Source organism: Microbacterium oxydans (genome assembly GCF_026559675.1).
In the GTDB taxonomy this organism is placed as follows: Bacteria; Actinomycetota; Actinomycetes; order Actinomycetales; family Microbacteriaceae; genus Microbacterium; species Microbacterium oxydans_D.
The window spans coordinates 421821-440809 of record NZ_CP092891.1 but is presented as its reverse complement, the minus strand read 5'-3'; the positions used below and the strand labels follow the sequence as shown (position 1 = coordinate 440809).

Sequence of the window (18989 nt, the reverse complement as noted above, 5' to 3'; positions counted from 1 at the left end):
GTCAGGACTCCATCTGGCGCGTGCGCGGATCGAGGTAGGCGTAGACCACATCGGCGAGGATGTTGGCCACCAGCACGGACAGAGTGATCACCAGGAACACGCCCTGCATCAGGGCGAAGTCCTTGGCGTTGGTCGCGTCGAGCAGGAGCTTTCCGACGCCCGGGTAGCTGAACACCATCTCCATCACGATCGTGCCGCCGACGATGAAGCCGATCGACAGCGCGAAGCTCTGGATCTGCGGCAGCACCGCGTTGCGGGCGGCGTAGCCCCACAGCACCCGCTTGTTGGGCATGCCCTTGGCCTGCGCGACCGTGATGTAGTCGTCGTCGAGGACGGTGAGCATCATGTTGCGCATCCCGAGGACCCAGCCGCCGAGCGAGGCGACCACGATGGTCAGCGCCGGCAGGGTGCCGTGCATGATCACCTGGCCGATGAAGTCGAAGCTCCACTCCGGGGACTGCCCCTTGTCGTAGGCGTGCGAGGAGGGGAACCACTTCAGGGTCGACGAGAAGATCGCGATCGCGATGAGGCCGAGCCAGAAGTACGGGATCGTGTTGAAGAAGGTCGTCACGGGGATGATCGCGTCGAGCTTGCTGCCGCGCTTCCAGCCGACGATGGCGCCGGCGACCGTGCCGATCGCGAACGAGATGATGGTCGCGATGCCGACGAGTCCGAGCGTCCAGGGCAGCGCCGAGGCGAGCACCTCGGCGACCGGGCGCAGGCCGTGCAGCGTCGAGATGCCGAGGTCGCCGCGCAGCAGCATCCCCCAGTACTCGATGTACTGCTGCCAGAGCGACTTGTCGGTGTCGATGCCGAGCAGGATGCGCAGGGCATCGGCCGCCTCGGGGCTGACGTTGCGGTTGCGCGCGAGATACGAGCTGACCGCGTCGCCCTTCATGAGGCGCGGCAGGAAGAAGTTGATCGTGATGGCCGCCCACAGCGTGAACAGGTAGAAGCCCGCGCGGCCGGCGAAGAAGCGCCACGGGAACTTCCGGCGCCCGCGTTCGGCGGTGGTCGCGGTGGTGCCGACCTCGAGCGCGTCGCGGGCGACGAGGTCGTTGTCGTCGAGCTGGGGGAATGCGGTGCTCACAGGGCACCTCCCGTCGGAGTCGCCGACGCGAAGTGCTTGTCCGGGTCGGGGGAAGCGGCTCGCAGCTCTCGTGTGTACGGGTCCTGCGGGTTGAGGATGACGTCGTCGGCGGCGCCGTACTCCACGACGCGGCCCTGGTTGAGGACCATGATCTCGTCGCTGAAGTGGCGGGCGGTGGCGAGGTCGTGGGTGATGTAGAGCACGCCGAGCCCCTCCTCGCGCTGCAGGTCGGCGAGCAGGTTCAGAACGCCGAGGCGGATCGAGACGTCGAGCATCGAGACCGGCTCGTCGGCGACGAGGAGCGAGGGGCGCGAGGCCAGGGCGCGCGCGATCGCGACACGCTGCCGCTGCCCACCGGACAGCTCGTGCGGGCGACGGTCGATCACGGCATCCGCATCCAGGCGCACGCGCTCGAGGAGCCGCCGCACCTCATCCTCGGTCTCCTTCTTGGGCACCACGTTGTCGAGACGGATCGGTCGCTCCACGTGGTAGCGGATCGAGTGGTACGGGTTGAGCGAGGCGAACGGATCCTGGAACACCATGCGCAGCTGCTGACGGTACGTGCGCAGGCCCTTGCCGCGACGCGGGATGGGCTTGCCGTCGAGCAGCACCTCGCCGCTGGTCGGGGTCTCGAGCTGGGTGAGGATCTTCGCGATCGTGGACTTGCCGCTGCCGGACTGCCCGACCAGGCCGATCGTCTGACCCGAGGTCAGGGTGAAGCTCACGTCGTCGAGGGCCTTGATCTGGCCGGCCCCGCGGACGTTGTACGCCTTCGTGACGTTGCGGAATTCGAGGGTGGTCATCGCACCAGCACTCCTCTCTCCCCGGTCAGGCGGGGGAACGAGGACAGCAGCGTCTTCGTGTACTCGTGCTCGGGCTGCGTCCAGATGTGCTCGGCGCTGGCGAGCTCGATGATCTCGCCCTCGCGCATGATCGCGATCCGGTCGCTGATCTCCAGGAGGAGAGGGAGGTCGTGGGTGATGAAGATCACCGAGAAGCCGAACTCGTGCCGCAGCTGCGAGATCTGCTTGAGGATCTCGCGCTGCACCAGCACGTCGAGCGCCGTGGTCGGCTCGTCCATCACCATGAGCTGCGGGCGCAGCGCCAGGGCCATCGCGATCATGACGCGCTGCCGCATGCCGCCGGAGAGCTCGTGCGGGAAGGAGCGCACGCGCTGGCGTCCGACCTTGACGATCTCGAGCAGCTCCTCGGCCTCGGCACGCCGCTGCCTGCGGTTCATGTCGGGACGGTGGATCTCGAAGACGTCCTCCAGCTGCGAGCCGATCGTCGCGACCGGGTTCAGGGCGTTCATCGCCCCCTGGAACACCATCGACACCTTGTCCCAGCGGAAGCGCTGCATCGCATCCACGTCGAGCGCGTTGATGTCGATGTCGACGCCGGTGACGTCGTGGAAGGTCACACTGCCGTTCGTGATGACGGCGGGTGCGCGCAGCAGACGCTGCACGCCGTAGGCGAGCGTCGTCTTGCCGCAGCCGCTCTCACCGGCGAGACCGAGGATCTCACCGCGCTGCAGTTCGAGGGTCACGTTCTTCACCGCCTCGACGGGCGGATCGACGTCGTACACGACCGAGAAGTCGCGCACGCTGAGCAGGGGGTCTGGCATGGGGATGTCTTTCGTGTGGGGCGTTTCGTCTCGCTGCGCTCGCTCAACGACCGGAAGGATCCGCGGGGCGTCTCGTCTCGCTGCGCTCGCTCAACGACCGGAAACGGAACCCGGTCGTTGAGCGAGGAGCGAAGCGACGAGACGAAACGCCCCGCGGGGACGAAACCTGCTTACTCGGCGGGCTTCAGCTTCGTCAGGATCTGCACGATGTTCTGCTGAGTCGGGTCAGCAGAGGCGTACGGGTCCTTGTCCGAGGGCCATCCGACGTAGTTGCGCGTGTTGAACTCGCCCAGCAGCGGGTGCGCGCCGAGCGGGATCGCCGGAACCTCCTCCGAGAAGATCGTCTGCAGCGTGTCGAGTGCTGCGGTGCGCTCGTCGTCCGAGGAGGCGTTCGCGTACGAGTTCAGGGCCTCCGTCGCCTCCGGGTCGTCGAAGCGACCGAAGTTGAAGCCGGCCTTGCCCTCGGGCGAGATCCAGCGCGGGTCCATGGTCGAGGTGTAGAGGCCGTAGGCCGTGCCGCTGTCCTCGAGCCAGTGGATGATCGCCGAGAAGGTGCCGTTGTCGCGGGGGTCGGCCCAGCCGCCCCAGTCCGGCATGTCGATCTTGACCTCGGCACCGATGGCCTCGGTCACGTCCTCCGCGATCAGCTCCTGCGCGGTGTTCCAGTCGCTCCATCCGGAGGGGACGGACAGGGTGAAGGAGACGGGCGCGCCGTCGGGGTCGATCAGCGCGTCGTCCTTCCAGGTGTAGCCGGCGGTCTCGAGCAGGTCGCGGGCCTTCTCGGCATCGACCGAGTAGTCCTCGCCCTTGAACTCGGGCTGGATCTCGTCCTCGAGGATGGAGGACAGACCGGTCACCGACCAGACCGCCTCGCTGGCGCCTTCGCGGGCGATGTCGACGTAGGCGTCGCGGTCGATCACCCAGGCGAGCGCCTGACGGAAGGCCGGGTCGTCGAACGGCTTCTGCTGCAGGTTCATGAACAGCGTCGCGGAGCCGGTGGTCGGGGCAGCCCAGAACTTGTTGTGCTCGGGGTCGGCCGAGAGGAACTGCTCCTCGATCTGCGGGATGAACGCCTGCGCCCAGTCCGCGTCGCCGTTGGCGAGGGCCGTGGTCAGCGCGGTGTTGTCACCGTAGGAGACGTAGTGCAGCTCGGGCACGGCGAGGTCGCCGCCCCAGTAGTCGTCGCGGGCCTCGAGCGTGACCGACTCGGTCGACCAGTTCGACAGGACGTAGGGGCCGGTGCCGACCAGGTCGTCGCCCTTGACGGGGTCGGTGGCCGGGTCGTCGAGGTTCTCCCAGATGTGCTTGGGGACGATCGGGACGTGCAGCACGCGGGCCTGGTTGACGTACTTCGACTCGGCGAAGGTCAGCACGACCGCGTCGCCGTCGATCTCGGCGCCCTCGAACTGGAGGCCCGCGGTGTCGAGCGCGGGGGTCGAGACGAGCTCGTACGAGTAGACGATGTCGTCGGCGGTGAAGGGCTTGCCGTCGCTCCACGTGACGTCCTTGCGCGGCACGACGGTGAGGACGGTGTAGTCGTCGTTCCACTCGATGCTCTCGGCGAGCCACGGGGTGACGCCGCGGTCGCCGGTCTGGTTCACGAGTCCGAGGGTCTCGAAGATCACCTTGCCGTAGCCGTACTTCGAGGCGGAGGAGTCGCCGACGTACGGGTTGTTGGACTCCGTGGTGATGGCGCCGTCGGGCTTCGCGATCGTGAGGGAGGCGGTGCCGGCGCCGTTGCCGGCGCCGTCGTCGTTCCCTCCTCCGGCGGAGCATCCGGCCAGTGCCGAGATACCGAGGGCGGTGATCGCAGTCGCGGCGATCAGAGACTTTCTGAGCTTCATTGCTTCTCCTAGGGCACGGGTCATTGTGCTGTGTCGCCGGTGGACGGGAGCCCGCCGGCCGTCGTGATTTGCTTACTGTCGAGAAAGTAAGCTCTCGTGAGGTTACCGAGTAGTAAGTTAGATCGCAACCACAGACCGACATGGAGAGGAGGCCGCGGTGGCAGACAGCGACCAGACCGTACGCGTGCGCCCGGCGACCCTCGCCAAGCGGGAGCAGATCCTCAAGGCGGCCGTCGAGATCTTCGGCAACAAGGGATCCACCAACGGCACGCTGGCGGATGTCGCGGAGCAGGTGGGCATCACCCACGCCGGGGTCCTCCACCACTTCGGCTCCAAGCAGAAGCTGCTCCTCGAGGTGCTCGCGTACCGCGACCAGTCCGACGTCGCCGGTCTCGCCAAGAAGCACATCCCCGACGGCCCCGAGCTGTTCCTGCACCTCGTGCGCACGGCGTTCGCGAACGAGAAGCGTCCGGGCATCGTCCAGGCGTACACCGTGCTGTCCGCCGAGTCGGTGACGGACGACCACCCCGCCAGGGGCTTCTTCGAGGACCGCTACACGACGCTGCGTCGCGAGGTCTCGGCCGCGTTCCACGAGCTCTGCGTGCAGGAGGGCGTGTCCGATCCGGACACGATCGCCGACGCCGCCGCCGCGATCCTCGCCGTGATGGACGGGTTGCAGATGCAATGGCTCCTGCACCCCGACACCATCGAGCTCGGCGGGGCGAGCGAGTTCGCGATCCAGGCGATCGTGAACGCGGTGCTGCGCCCCGGGCCGACGCTGTCGACCTACGTGCATCCGGCCTGATCCGCGGGCGGAGAGGCCTCGGCAACGAGAGGGCGCCGGGCTAGGCTCGGGCCATGACGATCGACCTCGAAGCGCTCTACATCGACCTGCATCAGCACCCCGAGCTCTCGTTCCAGGAGACGCGCACCGCGGGCATCGCCGCCCAGCATCTGCGCGACCTCGGCCTCGAGGTCGAAGAGGGCGTCGGGGTGACCGGCGTGGTCGGTGTGCTGCGCAACCCTTCGACGGAGTCCGGCGACGGGCCCGTCGTCTGGGTGCGCGCCGACATGGACGCGCTCCCCGTCGAGGAGCAGACGGGTCTGTCGTACGCGAGCACCGCGAAGGGCGTCGACCCCGCGGGCACGACCGTCCCCGTCATGCACGCCTGCGGCCACGACATGCACGTCACGGCGATGATCGGCGCGGTGGAGAAGCTCGTCGCCGAGCGCTCCCAATGGTCGGGCACCCTGGTCGTGCTGATCCAGCCCGCGGAGGAGTACGGCGCCGGTGCGCGCGCGATGCTCGACGACGGCATCCTCGACCGCTACCCGAAGCCCGACGTGGTGCTCGGCCAGCACGTCACCCCCCTGCCCGCCGGCATCATCGGGGTGCGCAGCGGCACGCAGATGGCGGCCTCCGACGGGCTCACCGTCACCCTGCACGGACGCGGCGGTCACGGCTCCCGCCCGCACGCCACGATCGACCCGGTCGTCATGGCCGCGGCGACCGTGATGCGCCTGCAGACCATCGCCTCGCGCGAGATCGACCCGCAGGGCGTGGCCGTCGTCACGGTCGGCTCGATCCACGCGGGGCTCAAGAACAACATCATCCCCGCGGAGGCGAAGCTCGAGCTGAGCCTGCGCTACCCGAACGAGGAGGCGCGCGAGAAGGTGCTCGCGAGCGTCGAGCGCATCGTGCGCGCCGAGGCGACGGCGTCCGGCGCGGAGCGCGAGCCCGAGATCCGCACCGACCACACCCTCCCCGCCACCATCAACGATGAGGACGCCACGACCCGGGTGACCGCGGCGCTGCAGCGGGCCCTCGGCGAAGCATCCGTCATCGACCCCGGCATGTTCACCGGGAGTGAGGACGTGTCGTGGTTCGCCCGTGACGCCGGCGCTCCCCTGGTGTTCTGGTTCTGGGGCGGCGTCGACCCGACCCGTTTCGCCGAGGCCGCGGCGGCGGGTCGCCTGGAGCAGGAGATCCCGACCAACCACTCGCCGTTCTTCGCGCCGGAGATCCACCCGACCATCGAGGTCGGCGTCACCGCGCTCTCGGCCGCGGCGCGGGAGTTCCTCGGCTAGAGGTCGGACGGCGCTCGCGAGCGTGTCCCCCGAATGGCCGATACCGCACGCGTCGGCTGTTAGAGATGATGAGGCATCGTCCCCCGGGCGGTCCCTGCCACGAGGCAGCGGTGAACCTTCATCGGAGGTACTTCGTTGCTCACGCCAGGCGCGATCGGTGAGAGGCCTTCTCCTTGAAGGCGCCGGATCAATCGACGGACGGGCTGTCCGACTTCGCGGAGCTGATGACGCGCGAGCAGGAGTTCCCCTCCCGGCGTGAGCGAATCGACCCGGAGGTGCGCCGGACACGCCGGCGTCGGGGACTCCTCATCGCCGCCGCCTGCGTCTTCTTGGTCCTGGCCGCGTGCGGGGCATATGTCGGGTGGGCTCTCACCGCTCCGGTGAATCCCCCGGCCGTGTCCACGCGGGTGCCGCAGGCCCCGGCCGTCGGTGCCGCGTCCCTCGCCGACGTCCCCGTGGCCGCCTCCGCGATCAGCATCTCCGGCGCGGACACGTACCTCGGCGAGGAGGCGAGCGGAGTCTGGTCGACGAGCGGCACCGGCGACCCCCTCCCCATCGCGAGCATCACCAAGCTCATCACCGCGCTGGTCATCCTCGACGCCGTCCCGCTCGCCTCCGCCGACGACCCCGGACCCACGATCACGTTCACGAAGTCCGATCACGACCTCTACGACCGGTACTACGTGCAGGGTGCGACCATCGCCCCCATGCCCACGGGCACCTCGATGTCGCTGCACGATGCGCTGGCCGCCATGCTGATCCCCTCCGCGAGCAACTACGCCGAAGCGCTGTCGTCCCGGATCTTCGGATCTCAGAACGCGTTCCTCGGCGCGACGCGCACCTGGCTCTCCGCCCACGGGCTGAGCGGCACCACGATCACCGAGCCGACCGGCATCAGCCCTCGCAACACGAGCACCGCTGCCGATCTCCTGGCGATCGGGAAGCTCGCCGCCGCGCATCCGGCGATCGCTCGGATCGTCTCGATCCCGTCGATCTCACTTCCCGGCGCCGGCCAGCTCTACAACACCAATGGTCTCCTCGGCACCGCCGGGATCACGGGGTTGAAGACCGGCACCCTGGGCGAGGGCACGTACAGCCTGCTGTACACCGCCACGCTCGACGTGGGTGCCTCCGCTCCACTGGCGGTGACCGGTGTCGTCCTCGGAGGATCTTCCCGCGAGTCCGTGAACGACGGCGTGATCGCCACCTTGGACAGCGTCCGTGCCGGCTTCCATGAGGTGCCCGTCGCGAAGTCCGGGGAGGAGGTCGGCACGATCTCGACCCCGTGGGGGTCCTCCGCCCGGCTCGTCATCGGAGAGACCGCGACGATCTTCACGTGGTCGGACACGCCGATCGTCGTGTCGATGGACATCGAGACCCCGCCGACGTATCGGGATGGAACGGTGGTGGGGAGCGTCAGCTGGACCGCCGGCCCGAACACGGTCACCGCTCCGGTCGTGATCGAGGGGAGCATCGACCCGCCGTCCGAGTGGTGGCGGCTCACCCACCCCTCCGAGCTCGGTTCGACGACGGACGCCGAAGGCTGAGGGGCTCGGGCCGATCTTCGCGCGCTGACTCTGAGACACCCGGCTACGGTCGACACCCCCGCTGCCGCGCCCGCTGCTCCGATGTCTCGGCAGGGGTGGAGGGGGAGGCGGAGTCTCGCGCGGTCTCGCGCCGTCTAGACCCCGACGACCCGCGGATCGGTGGGGGCGTCCGGGATCGCCGGCGGCGCGGGAGGAGGAGGCGGCGCGAGCTGGCGCAGCGGGATGCCGTGCGCCTCGCGGTGCAGGCGTTCCATGCGGCTGTCGAGCTCGGCGGCGGCATCCGCGGCATCGGACAGGCTGTCGACGAGGTGCGAGGGCACCTGGTTCGAGAACTTGTAGTAGATCTTGTGCTCGAGGCTCGCCCAGAAGTCCATCGCTATCGTGCGGAACTGCACCTCGACCGGCACCGACAGGGCACCGGTGGAGAGGAACACGGGCACCTCGATGATCGCGTGCAGGCTCTTGTAGCCGTTGGCCTTCGGGTGCGCGATGTAGTCCTTGACCGTGCGCACCGTGATGTCGTCCTGCGCGGTGAGCAGGTCGAACAGGCGGTACACGTCGGCGACGAAGCTGCAGGTGACCCGGACGCCCGCGATGTCGGTGATCTCGGTGCGGATGCGATCGAAGTCGGGCTCCTCGATGCCCTTGCGGGCGATCTTCTCGACGATGCTGTCCGGCGACTTGAGCCGGCTCTTCACGTGCTCGATCGGGTTGTAGGCGTGGTCGTGCGTGAACTCGTCGCGCAGGATCGAGATCTTCGTCTCGACCTCCCGCATCCCGAACTCGTACTCGCGCAGGAACCGCTGCAGCTCGTCGCGCAGCTCGCGGGCCTGGTTGATCGTGTCCTCGGTGACGTGAACGGTCGTCATGCCCTCGACGTTACGGGTTCGTGATCGGAAACCGCTGTGGATCCCCCCTGTCCCTACGGTTCACGAACGGGTTGACGCCGCCGCCGAGGCGCTCTAGAACGGAGCACATGACGACAGCAGGCGAGAACTGGACCAGGGCGTACATCGAGGCGTGGCAGTCGAACGACCCGGAGCGGATCGGGGCGCTGTTCAGCCACGACGCCCGCTACCTCACGAGTCCCGACTCCGAGCCGCGCGTCGGGCGAGAGGCGATCGTCGCCGGCTGGCTCGACGACCTCGACGAACCGGGCACCTGGACGTTCGCGTGGGAGATCCTCCACGAGGTCGACGGCTTCGTGGTGGTCCAGGGTCGCACCGAGTATCCGGCCGAGCGGGACTACCTCAACCTCTGGATCATCCGGCTCGCACCCGACGGTCGCGCGACGGAGTTCACGGAGTGGTACCTGCCCCGCCCGCACGAGGCGTGACCGCAGCCGCATTCGCCCGGGCATCGGAGAGGTGCTGGCCGGAGAGGATGCCGGGGAGCCCGCGCCCGTAGCGGGTGGTGAACAGCAGCACGATCGCGACGAGGATCAGGACCGACGAGGCGACGTCGAACCATCCCCCGAGCAGCGCGAGGGCGCCGACACCGCCGATGCCGCCCGCCCAGCGGAGGAGGCGCGCGAACGGTGCGGGCAGACGCGACCCGGCGTACCGGAGCTGCACCGCGATGTCGCCGACCGAGCGTCCGCCGATCAGGATCAGCAGCAGCAAGACGCCCGAGGGGACGATGGTTCCCGCCGCGGATGCGAGACCGCCGTCGAGCACGGCCGCACGGTCGTCGACCACGTACTCCAGCCAGACCTGGACCGTGACGCCGACTCCCACGCTGAGGAATCCGTAGGCGAGCGCGTCGCACAGCATGGCGAGCGCCCGGCGTCCGCGGGTGACCGGCCGCGGACGGTCGGCGTCGGGACTCGCCTGGGCACCGCGCAGCGACCGCGGGACGACCAGCGCGAGGATGCAGCCGATGACCGCGCCGAGCGTGTTCGTCATGAGGTCGCCCACGTCGAAGAAGCGGTACGCGCAGGGATAGATCCCCCACACGCCGGTCAGCTGCGTCGTCTCCACCAGCAGCGACAGACCGAACCCGGCGGCGAACGCGACCAGGATGCCGCGGCCGGCCAGCACCCGGATGAAGAACCCGAGCGGCAGGAACAGCAGCACGTTGAACACCAGCTGGAGCAGTGCCGGATGCCGCAGCGGATTCCCCGGGGCCGCGAGCGCCGTCCGCACGTCGCGCACCACGGACATCGGATCGGTGATCGCCCCGACGCAGCGGATCGTGTCGGGGTCGGGCAGGGGAAGCAGGGTGTACGTCCAGATCGCCCAGAAGTAGATCAGCGCCGCCAGCCAGAGCAGCGTTCGTCCGAGGCCGAGGCGCCCACGCCGGCGGTAGCTGATCGCCACGAACGGCACGAAGAGGAGGATGCCGAAAGCCACTCCGATCGCGATGGCGATGAACCCGAGCAGCACCTGATCTTCCACAGCGTGCCAGTGTAGCTTTGCCCGTAAGGATTTCGTGAGGACGGCGCATCCACGCGTAGGGATTCCGTGAGGATCGCATGAGGATGCCATCAGGAGGCGTAGTGTCGCCGGACGTGTCAGACGAAAACAGGGAGGGCGCGGACGCTCCGCCGCTCGCCAAGCGCATCCTCATCGGAGAACCGCTGACGAGCCAGCAGGTCGACGACCAGCTGCTCCCGAAGCGGATGGCTCTGCCGATCTTCGCGTCGGATGCGCTGAGCTCCGTGGCCTACGCCCCGCAGGAACTCGTGATGATCCTGCTGATCGGCGGACTCACGTTCCTGTCGTTCACGCCGCTCGTCGCCATCGCGGTCGTGGTGCTGCTGATCGTGGTCGTGCTCAGCTACCGGCAGCTCATCAAGGCGTACCCGTCGGGCGGTGGGGACTACGAGGTCGCGTCGAAGAACCTCGGCGAGATCCCGGGTGTGATCGTCGCCGCCGCGCTCCTGGTCGACTACGTGCTGACCGTGGCCGTGTCGGTCGCCTCCGGTGTCGACAACATCATCTCGGCGGTCCCCGGCCTCGACCCCTTCCGCGTCGAACTCGCGGTCGGCTTCGTGATCCTCATCATCGTCGTGAACCTCCGCGGGGTGCGTGAGGCCTCCCTGGTCTTCGCGATCCCCACCTACGTGTTCATCGGGTCGGTCGGCATCATGATCGTGACCGGCCTCATCCGCACCTTCCTCGGCGATGCGCCCGTCGCCTCGAGCCACGACTTCACGGTGCAGGCCGAGAGCCTCGGCCAGGCGGCCGTGATCCTGCTGATCCTGCGCGCGTTCTCGAGCGGATGCTCGGCCCTCACCGGCGTCGAGGCCGTTTCGAACGGCGTGCCCGCCTTCCGCGCACCCAAGGTGCGCAACGCCCAGTCGACACTGGTGCTGATGGGGTCGATCGCGATCTGCCTGTTCGCCGGACTCACCGCCCTCGCGCTGATCACCGGCGTGCACTACGCCGAGAACCCCTGCGACCTGATCGGGTTCGACTGCACCACCCCGCAGCCGAGCCTCATGGCGCAGATCGCCGCGGCGACGTTCGGCGGGGGGAGCATCGCGTTCTTCATCGTGCAGGCTGCGACCGCGTGCGTGCTGCTGCTCGCCGCGAACACCGCGTTCAACGGCTTCCCCCTGCTGGGCGCCGTACTCGCCCGCGACGGCTACGCCCCGAAGTCGCTCAACACCCGCGGCGACCGCCTCGTGTTCTCGAACGGCATGATCCTCCTCGGCATCGCCGCGATCGCGGTGCTCATCGTCTTCCAGGCCCGTCTCACCACCCTGATCCAGCTGTACATCATCGGTGTCTTCGTGTCGTTCTCGCTCGGGCAGATCGGCATGGTGCGGCACTGGCGGCGCGTGCTGCGAGGACCGGCGGAGGACACGGCGGGCTCGGGGATCGACGGCGCCTCGGCAGCCGATCGCCGCTCGGCCAAGATCGGGCTCATCATCAACTCGGCCGGTGCCGTGATGACCGTGCTCGTCCTCGTGATCGTGACGATCACCAAGTTCACGCACGGCGCCTATCTGGTCTTCTTCGCGATCCCGATCCTCGCGTTCCTGATGCTGGGGGTGAAGCGGTACTACCGGGACGTCGAGCACGAGATCGCGATCGACGACACCACCAAGTTCGGTGCGTCCGGCGACGTGGCGATCGTGCTGGTGAACCACCTGCAGAAGCCCGTGATGAAGGCCATCGACTACGCCATCGCCGCGAAGCACGACAAGACACTCGCCGTGCACGTGGCCGTCTCGGCCGACGACGCCGCGAAGGTGCAGCGCGAGTGGGCGGACCACCTCGTGCCGATCCCGCTCGTGATCGTCGAGTCGCCGTACCGCTCGTTCGCGCAGCCCGTGACGCAGTTCATCAAGCAGTATCGGCAGAAGCACGGCTCCTCGGTCGTGACGGTCTATCTGCCGCAGTACATCGTCGGCCACTGGTGGGAGTCGTTCCTGCACAACCGTCGCGCCCGCCGCCTCGCCAACCAGCTCATGCTCGTGCACGGGGTGTCGATCACGCTCGTGCCGTGGCTGCTCGACTCGTCCGAGCTCATCTACGGCCGTCGCTCCCGCCCGCTGCCCGGCCAGGAGCGTGCCGGACGGCCCGTGGTCGTGAACGGTCGGCGGGCTCACCGGCCGGCCGGCCCGCCGCAGGAGTAGTCGGATCCGGCAGGTCGGGCCCGTACGCTGGACCGATGAGCTCGCAGCCCTCTCCTGCTCCGCACGACGCGCACGGTGCAACGGAGCGCGCGCGCCCGAAGCACCGGTGGCTGTGGCCCCTCACGGCCGTCAACGTGGTCGGGCTGGTGTTGGCCACGATCGGCGCCACCACACGCACCGGAGTTCTCCCCTTCCTCTTCCCGCAGATCTGGGGATTCAGCACCGGGTTCGGCATCGCCCTCGGCGTCATCACCGTGTTCGTCATCGTCTTCACGGCATGGGTGAGGTCGTTCGACGGCATCGACCGCAAGGATCGTCTCTACCGGTTCTTCGCCGGCGTCACCATCGCTTCCACGATCATGTTCCTCATCTACATCGTCGGGGCGACGGCGATACTCCTGCTCCTCGGAACCGCCTTCGCCTGACGTGGCGGAGCGCCGTCAGACGCCGTCGAGCACGGCACCGAGGATGCCGGCCGCCTCCGCGAACCGACCGGGGTCGGCGTTCGCGTAGTTGAGACGCACATAGGAGCCGGAGGGCTCCGCCGGGAACCACTCGGACCCCGGCGCGATGATCAGTCCGCGCACCTCGCACGCACGGACGACCTGCACGACGTCCGTCCCCTCGGGCAGCCGCACCCACAGATTCAGGCCGCCCACCGGGACACCCTCCACGTGTGCCGCGGGAGCATGCGCGGCGAGGCTCGAGATCAGCAGGTCGCGACGCACCCGCAGATGCTCACGGAACCCGCGCAGGTGCGTGCGCCAAGCGGGCTGGGTGACCACGTCGAGCGCAGCGGCCTGCAGCAGCCCGCTCACGTACATGGACTCGGCCGCGCGGTCGGCGAGGATCCTGTCTCGGGCCGGGCCTCGGGCGATCACGGCCGCGACGCGCAGGGCGGGCGAGGCGCTCTTGGTGAGGGAGCGCAGGTAGACGACGTGACCGTCGTCGTCGGAGGCGGCGATCGGACGCGGGTCGGCGTCGATCCCGAGGTCGTGCGCCCAGTCGTCCTCGATCAGGAAGGCGCCGTGACGACGCACGGTCTCGAGCACGGCCTGGCCCGTCGCGATCGGCCACTGCGCGCCCGTCGGATTGGCGAACGTCGGCTGCGCGTAGAAGGCCCGAGCCCCGGTCTGGACGAACGCGCGCTCGACATCGTCCGGGTCCGGTCCATGCGGGCCCGACGGGATCGGCACCAGGACCACCCCGGCCTGTGCGGCCGCGAGCATCGCGCCCCAGTACGTCGGCGACTCGATCAGCAGCGGCTGGCCGACACCCACGACCGCGCGGAAGATCGAGCTCAGCCCGCTCTGACTCCCGGAGATGATCAGGGCATCCCGCGCCGAGGCCGGGGTGACGCCTGCGGGAGCAGCGGCTGCGAGCTCACCCGCGAACCACGCCTGGAGTTCGGGCAGCCCGGCGGCCGGAGAGCGGGTCAGCGCCGCATCGGTGCGTGCGGCGCGCACGAGCGCCTGGCGCACGAGACGCTCCGGCAACAGGTCGACCGCGGGATAGCCCGAGTGCAGCCCGATCGCGTCGGGTGCGACGGTGCGCTGTGTCGACGACAGGCCGGCGAGTCCGGCGGGCGCGGTGCCGAGCGCGGCGGTCTGCCAGCCGTAGTCGACCGCGCGAGCGGTGGGGACGGCACGGACGAACGTCCCCGCGCCGGGCCGCGACTCGACCAGCCCGAGCCGGACGAGGTGCTGCATCGCCTTCTGCACGGTCACCGGGCTCGCCCCGTACTCCGCCATGAGCGCGCGATTCGACGGGACCCGCGCGCCCGGGGATGCGGTGGCGATCCACGCACGGACCCCGGCGACGATCCGATCACTGCTATCCTGACTCATGAAAGAACAGAGTAGCGTTATCGACTCGACGCGACCAGTGCTATCAACCCGTGCGGGACTCTGGTGGGGGCTCCTCGGCGTCGCCGCCTTCTCCTTCACCCTCCCGTTCACGCGCATCGCGATCGGCGGGCTCTCACCGCTGTTCATCGGGTCGGGGCGCGCGGTCGTCGCAGCCCTCCTCGCGGGCATCGCCCTGGCCGCGACCCGTCAGAGCCCACCCACGAAGGCGCAGTGGGGGCGTCTCGCCGTCGTCGCCGGCGGGGTCGTGATCGGCTTCCCGCTGCTGACCTCGTTCGCCATGACCGCGACACCGGCCAGTCACGGCGCGGTCGTGATCGGGCTGCTTCCCGCCGCCACCGCGGTTGCCGTGGTGCTCCGCACCCGGGAACGCCCGGCCCGCTCGTTCTGGGTCTTCGCGATCCTCGGAGCGGTCGCCGCCGTCGTGTTCGCCGCGCTGCAGAACGGCGGACTCGGATCGCTCACCGGTGCCGACCTGCTGCTGTTCGGTGCCGTCGCCGCCGCGGCGATCGGCTACGCGGAGGGCGGCCTGCTCGCGCGCGAACTCGGATCCTGGCAGACGGTGTCGTGGGCGCTGATCGTCGCCGCTCCCCTGATGACCGTGCTGACCGTGGCGTCGGCCGTGCAGCAGCCACCCACCGCGACGCCGGTGCAGTGGCTCGCGTTCGCCTACCTCGCCGCGGTGAGCATGTTCCTCGGCTTCTTCGCCTGGTACCGCGGGCTCGCGATCGGACCGATGGCGCAGGTGAGTCAGATCCAGCTCGTCCAGCCCGTGATGAGCATCGCCTGGGCCGCCCTGCTGCTGCACGAGCCGATCGGCTGGGCCACCGCTGTCGGCGGACTCGCCGTGATCGCCTGCGCCGCACTCGCCGTGCGCACCCGTCTGATCGACCGCCGCCGAACGAACCGATCGTCCACCGAGGAGAAGGAGTCCTGATGCGCCACACACCCCGCTACCTGATGACCGACCCGGAAGAGGTCAAGCGCCTCATCCGCGGAAATCCCTGGGCGACGTTCGTGTCCCCCGCGAGCGGCGGACTCGTCGCCTCGCACTACCCCGCCCTGCTGCTCGAGGACGAGGACGACATCGTGATCGCCAGTCACTTCGGGCGACCGGACGAGCAGCTCCACGAGCTCGGCCGGCACGAGGTGCTCGTGATCATCCAGGGGCCGCACGACTACGTGTCATCGAGCCTGTACGCGCCCGGCGACCTGGTTCCGACGTGGAACCACGTGACCGCACACCTGTACGGCGTCCCCGAGATCCTCAGCGAGGAGGAGAACTACGCCATGCTCGCCCGGCTGACCGACCACTTCGAGAGCCGGCAGCCGCACGGCCGCAGCCTGTCGGAGGACGAGGAGGGTACCCGCCGCGCGGCGAAGGGCACGGTCGGTCTGCAGATGCGCGTCACCCGTTTCGATGCGCGCGCCAAGCTCAGCCAGAACAAGACGCCGGAGGTGCGCGAGAACATCGCCACGCGGTTCACGGAGACCAATGGAGCGCTCGCGGCGGAGATGCGACGCGTGCGAGGACCGGAATGACGGGCAGCTACACGCAGACCCAGCAGTAGACGAGCGCGCCCGACGACTCGGCGCGGCGTGCGAGCGCGGCCAGGTCTCTCAGTACCGGCGTCAGCTCCTCCGGAGACACGTGCCCGCCGAACTCGTCGGTCTCCGACCAGGGCGCCGCCACCTGCGCGAGACCCTCGTCGTCGGCCGCCGCGAGCGCGGCCACCAGGGAGCCGGTGAGCGTGACCACGAACTGCTCGTAGTCCTCGCCCGCCGCGAGCATGCTGCCGCTGCGCGGGTCGTCGATCACATCGTCATACGGGGTCGCGGTCAGCAGCGACTCGAGCGTGCCGAGCTGCACGACGGGGTCGATGCCCTTGAGAGCCACGGCGTCGTACCCGGAGTCCGGCGCACCGGGACCTCCTTCGACCGTGAGGACCTTCGCGGCCTCCTCGTCGTTCGGCGCGGAGAAGTAGTCGTAGAGAACACCCATGCCGCCATCCTGTCAGTCCGGTCGGCCGACCGCGTCCATGACACAAGTCACCGCAGACGATGACGGGGCGACACTTCCCGCGAACGCAGGAGTGAAGTGGACTGGATCACGGATGCGGGAACCCGGATCCGTGATCCAGAAAGAGCACCATGCGCAAGCCTTGGAAAGTCGCCCTCATCACCGTCGGAGCCATCGTGGCGGTCCCTGTCCTCGCCATAGCGGCGACCGCGATCGGCAACGTGATCGCCACGAAGGTCGAGGCCTCCGTCTTCACCCCCTACGGCGAATCGGTGACCGTCGACGGGAAGTCCATGAACGTCGTGGTGGCGGGTGACGGCGACGAGACCATCGTGCTCCTCCCCGGCCTCGGCACGGCAGCGCCGGCTCTCGACTTCCAGCCGCTGATCGCGGAGCTGCAGGACACGTACCGGGTCGTCGCGGTGGAGCCGTTCGGCACCGGACTCAGCGACCAGACCGACGTCGCGCGCACCGCCGACAACATCACCCGCGAGGTGCACGCGGCGCTCCAGGAGCTCGGCGTCGACCGGTACGTGCTGATGGGGCACTCGATCTCGGGCATCTACGCCCTCGCCTACACGGCCGCCTACGCCGACGAGGTCTCGGCCTTCGTGGGCATCGACAGCAGCGTGCCCGACCAGCCCGGATGGGACGAGCCGATCCCGACCTCGGTCATCAGTACCCTCTCGACTCTCGGCCTGACCCGCGTGCTGAGCGGGATCGCCGGCGACCCCTACGAGGGGCTGCCCTACGACGACGAGACGAAGGAGCAGATGCAGGTGCTCAGCGCGAGGAACGCGGCCGCCCCGACCCTGCTGGACGAGATGGACAACGCCCCCGCCAACTTCGCCGCGGTCAGCGGACTGACGTTCCCGGCCGACCTTCCCGTGCTGCTGTTCGTGGCGGACGAGGATGCCGAGGTTCCCGGATGGCTGGAGCTGCACGAGGTCCAGGCCGCGAGCGTCGACCGCGGCGAGGTCGTCAGGATCGACGGCGGTCACTACCTCCACCACACGCAGTCGCCCGAGCTGGCAGCCCAGACGCGCGCCTTCCTGGATTCGCTCGCGACCGACTGACCGGCTGCCCGTGCTCCGAGCGCTAGCCCGAGACGAGCATCAGGACGAGCACGGCGGCGAGCACGGTCGGGACGGCGGCCACCACTCCCCAGAGCATGAAGCGACTCCACCGGATCGTGACCCCGAGGGCCACGATCCGGTGGTGCCAGAGCAGCGTCGCGAGCGAGGCCCACGGGGTGATGAGCGGGCCGACGTTCACGCCGATCAGCAGGGCCATGAGCGCGACGGGATCGCCCGCGGCCGGCTCGAGCACGAGGTATGCCGGGAGGTTGTTGATCGCGTTGGCACTCACGGCCCCGAGCGCGGCCAGCCGGAAGAGGTCGCCGGGAGAGTCGCCGTTCGCGGTGGGCGAGGTCAGGAAGTCGAGGAGACCCTGCGCATGCGCGGCCTCGACCAGCACGAACAGCGACGCGGCGAGCGCGAGCGCCTGCCACGGGACGAGTGAGAGGCGCAGGGCCCGCCGTCGCCGCACCGCGAACAGGATGATCAGCGCGAGGGCGGCCGCCGTGGCCGGGATCCACACATCGTGCGTGAGGGCGAGCAACGGCATGAGCACGAGGAGGATGCCGGTGGCGCTCCAGAACAGCGTCGGATCGGCGGGCCGCCGCGGCACCGGCGTCTCGTAGGTGCCGAACACCGTGCGCCGGTGCAGGATCGTCAGGATCGCGACGGGGACGAGGATGCCGACGAGCGTCGGTGCCCAGCTCAGCGCGATGAAGGCTCCGGGTCCGTCGCCGATCGCGGGGGCGGCGAGCAGGTTGGTGAGGTTCGACACCGGGAGCGCGAGGGATGCCGTGTTGGCGAGCCAGACGGTCGCCAAGGCGAACGGCAGGGGTGAGACGCCGATGCTCTGCGCGAGGACCACGACGACCGGGGTGACGATCACAGCCGTCGTGTCGAGGGACAGGAACACGGTGCTCACCACGGCGAGCGCCACGACGAGCGCCCACAGCGCGAGCACGCGGCCTCGACCCCACCGGGCGAGCCGCTGCGAGACGACATCGAACACCGCGGCGTCGCGGGCGAGTTCGGCGACGATCGTGATCGCCACGACGAACCCCAGGACCGGCGCTATCCGCAGCCCGAGAGCTCCCGCATCCGCCCGCGGCAGCAGGCCCGTGGCGACCGTCACGACGGCCAGCGCCGCGAGCGCGAGGACGACCACCATCCCCGCGCTGATCCGCACCCGTCGCGCACTCACCTCGCGAGCATAGACCCGCTCGGTCGGCCTCGAGCGCGGCCGCGGTCAT

18 protein-coding genes are annotated in these 18989 nt (G+C 69.2%); 9 read left to right on the top strand and 9 right to left on the bottom strand.

Annotation, left to right across the window (positions count from 1 at the left end; genetic code table 11):
• Nucleotide 1: 1 nt before the first annotated feature.
• The 4 genes from MME74_RS02135 to MME74_RS02120 all read right to left on the bottom strand — a co-directional run bounded on the left by MME74_RS02135 (nucleotide 2) and on the right by MME74_RS02120 (nucleotide 4558).
• Nucleotides 2–1090 (bottom strand): ABC transporter permease, encoded by a 1089-nt coding sequence (locus tag MME74_RS02135; RefSeq protein ID WP_267417011.1) that lies wholly within the window; start codon nucleotides 1088–1090, stop codon nucleotides 2–4.
• Nucleotides 1087–1893: an ABC transporter ATP-binding protein gene (locus MME74_RS02130; RefSeq protein WP_267417008.1), complete on the bottom strand. Its 807-nt coding sequence runs from the start codon at nucleotides 1891–1893 to the stop codon at nucleotides 1087–1089. The genes MME74_RS02135 and MME74_RS02130 overlap by 4 nt, the downstream gene beginning before the upstream one ends.
• Nucleotides 1890–2714: an ABC transporter ATP-binding protein gene (locus MME74_RS02125; protein ID WP_267417006.1), complete on the bottom strand. Its 825-nt coding sequence runs from the start codon at nucleotides 2712–2714 to the stop codon at nucleotides 1890–1892. Before MME74_RS02125 ends, MME74_RS02130 begins: the two co-directional genes overlap by 4 nt.
• 170 nt (nucleotides 2715–2884) lie before the next feature.
• Complete coding sequence (locus MME74_RS02120) at nucleotides 2885–4558, bottom strand: ABC transporter substrate-binding protein (protein WP_267417005.1); 1674 nt, start codon at nucleotides 4556–4558, stop codon at nucleotides 2885–2887.
• A gap of 157 nt (nucleotides 4559–4715) precedes the next feature.
• Here MME74_RS02120 and MME74_RS02115 point away from each other — a divergent pair, with 157 nt between their 5' ends.
• The 3 genes from MME74_RS02115 to MME74_RS02105 all read left to right on the top strand — a co-directional run bounded on the left by MME74_RS02115 (nucleotide 4716) and on the right by MME74_RS02105 (nucleotide 8193).
• The gene (locus MME74_RS02115; RefSeq protein ID WP_267417004.1) at nucleotides 4716–5363 is read left to right on the top strand and encodes a TetR/AcrR family transcriptional regulator; all 648 of its coding nucleotides are present in this window, start codon (nucleotides 4716–4718) and stop codon (nucleotides 5361–5363) included.
• Nucleotides 5364–5416: 53 nt separating this feature from the next.
• Nucleotides 5417–6646 carry an amidohydrolase gene (locus MME74_RS02110; protein ID WP_267417003.1) on the top strand — a complete coding sequence of 410 codons (1230 nt, stop codon included), beginning with the start codon at nucleotides 5417–5419 and terminating at the stop codon, nucleotides 6644–6646.
• A 173-nt stretch (nucleotides 6647–6819) separates the two neighbouring features.
• Entirely contained in the window at nucleotides 6820–8193 is a 1374-nt protein-coding gene (locus MME74_RS02105) for a D-alanyl-D-alanine carboxypeptidase family protein (RefSeq protein ID WP_267417001.1), read from the top strand.
• Nucleotides 8194–8327: 134 nt separating this feature from the next.
• Here the strand turns inward: MME74_RS02105 and MME74_RS02100 are convergent, their stop codons facing one another.
• The gene (locus tag MME74_RS02100; RefSeq protein ID WP_267417000.1) at nucleotides 8328–9062 is read right to left on the bottom strand and encodes a GTP pyrophosphokinase; all 735 of its coding nucleotides are present in this window, start codon (nucleotides 9060–9062) and stop codon (nucleotides 8328–8330) included.
• A 107-nt stretch (nucleotides 9063–9169) separates the two neighbouring features.
• On the opposite strand from MME74_RS02100, the gene MME74_RS02095 reads away from it, so the two are divergent.
• Nucleotides 9170–9529, top strand: coding sequence for a nuclear transport factor 2 family protein (locus tag MME74_RS02095; protein ID WP_267416999.1), 360 nt, complete (start codon nucleotides 9170–9172; stop codon nucleotides 9527–9529).
• Here MME74_RS02095 and MME74_RS02090 read toward each other — a convergent pair.
• A complete protein-coding gene (locus tag MME74_RS02090; RefSeq protein ID WP_267416998.1) occupies nucleotides 9492–10589 on the bottom strand; it encodes a VanZ family protein in 1098 nt (365 codons plus the stop codon). The genes MME74_RS02095 and MME74_RS02090 overlap by 38 nt on opposite strands.
• Before the next feature lie 83 nt (nucleotides 10590–10672).
• Here MME74_RS02090 and MME74_RS02085 point away from each other — a divergent pair, with 83 nt between their 5' ends.
• Complete coding sequence (locus tag MME74_RS02085) at nucleotides 10673–12778, top strand: APC family permease (protein WP_267416997.1); 2106 nt, start codon at nucleotides 10673–10675, stop codon at nucleotides 12776–12778.
• A 35-nt stretch (nucleotides 12779–12813) separates the two neighbouring features.
• Nucleotides 12814–13203, top strand: coding sequence for a hypothetical protein (locus MME74_RS02080; RefSeq protein ID WP_267416996.1), 390 nt, complete (start codon nucleotides 12814–12816; stop codon nucleotides 13201–13203).
• Between the two features lie 15 nt (nucleotides 13204–13218).
• Here the strand turns inward: MME74_RS02080 and MME74_RS02075 are convergent, their stop codons facing one another.
• Nucleotides 13219–14625, bottom strand: a complete 1407-nt coding sequence (locus tag MME74_RS02075) for a PLP-dependent aminotransferase family protein (RefSeq protein WP_267416995.1) — start codon at nucleotides 14623–14625, stop codon at nucleotides 13219–13221.
• Between MME74_RS02075 and MME74_RS02070 the strand changes: the two genes are divergently transcribed.
• Complete coding sequence (locus tag MME74_RS02070; RefSeq protein ID WP_267416994.1) at nucleotides 14624–15580, top strand: DMT family transporter; 957 nt, start codon at nucleotides 14624–14626, stop codon at nucleotides 15578–15580. The two genes, MME74_RS02075 and MME74_RS02070, sit on opposite strands and share 2 nt — an antisense overlap.
• A complete protein-coding gene (locus MME74_RS02065; RefSeq protein WP_267416993.1) occupies nucleotides 15580–16185 on the top strand; it encodes an FMN-binding negative transcriptional regulator in 606 nt (201 codons plus the stop codon). Before MME74_RS02070 ends, MME74_RS02065 begins: the two co-directional genes overlap by 1 nt.
• A gap of 7 nt (nucleotides 16186–16192) precedes the next feature.
• Here the strand turns inward: MME74_RS02065 and MME74_RS02060 are convergent, their stop codons facing one another.
• Nucleotides 16193–16645, bottom strand: a complete 453-nt coding sequence (locus MME74_RS02060; RefSeq protein ID WP_267416992.1) for a hypothetical protein — start codon at nucleotides 16643–16645, stop codon at nucleotides 16193–16195.
• Between the two features lie 149 nt (nucleotides 16646–16794).
• Here MME74_RS02060 and MME74_RS02055 point away from each other — a divergent pair, with 149 nt between their 5' ends.
• Nucleotides 16795–17739 (top strand): alpha/beta fold hydrolase, encoded by a 945-nt coding sequence (locus MME74_RS02055; RefSeq protein WP_267416991.1) that lies wholly within the window; start codon nucleotides 16795–16797, stop codon nucleotides 17737–17739.
• 22 nt (nucleotides 17740–17761) lie between these two features.
• On the opposite strand, the gene MME74_RS02050 is transcribed toward MME74_RS02055, so the two are convergent.
• On the bottom strand, nucleotides 17762–18925 hold the full coding sequence (locus MME74_RS02050; protein ID WP_267418505.1) for an SLC13 family permease: 1164 nt from the start codon (nucleotides 18923–18925) through the stop codon (nucleotides 17762–17764).
• Nucleotides 18926–18989 lie beyond the last annotated feature (64 nt).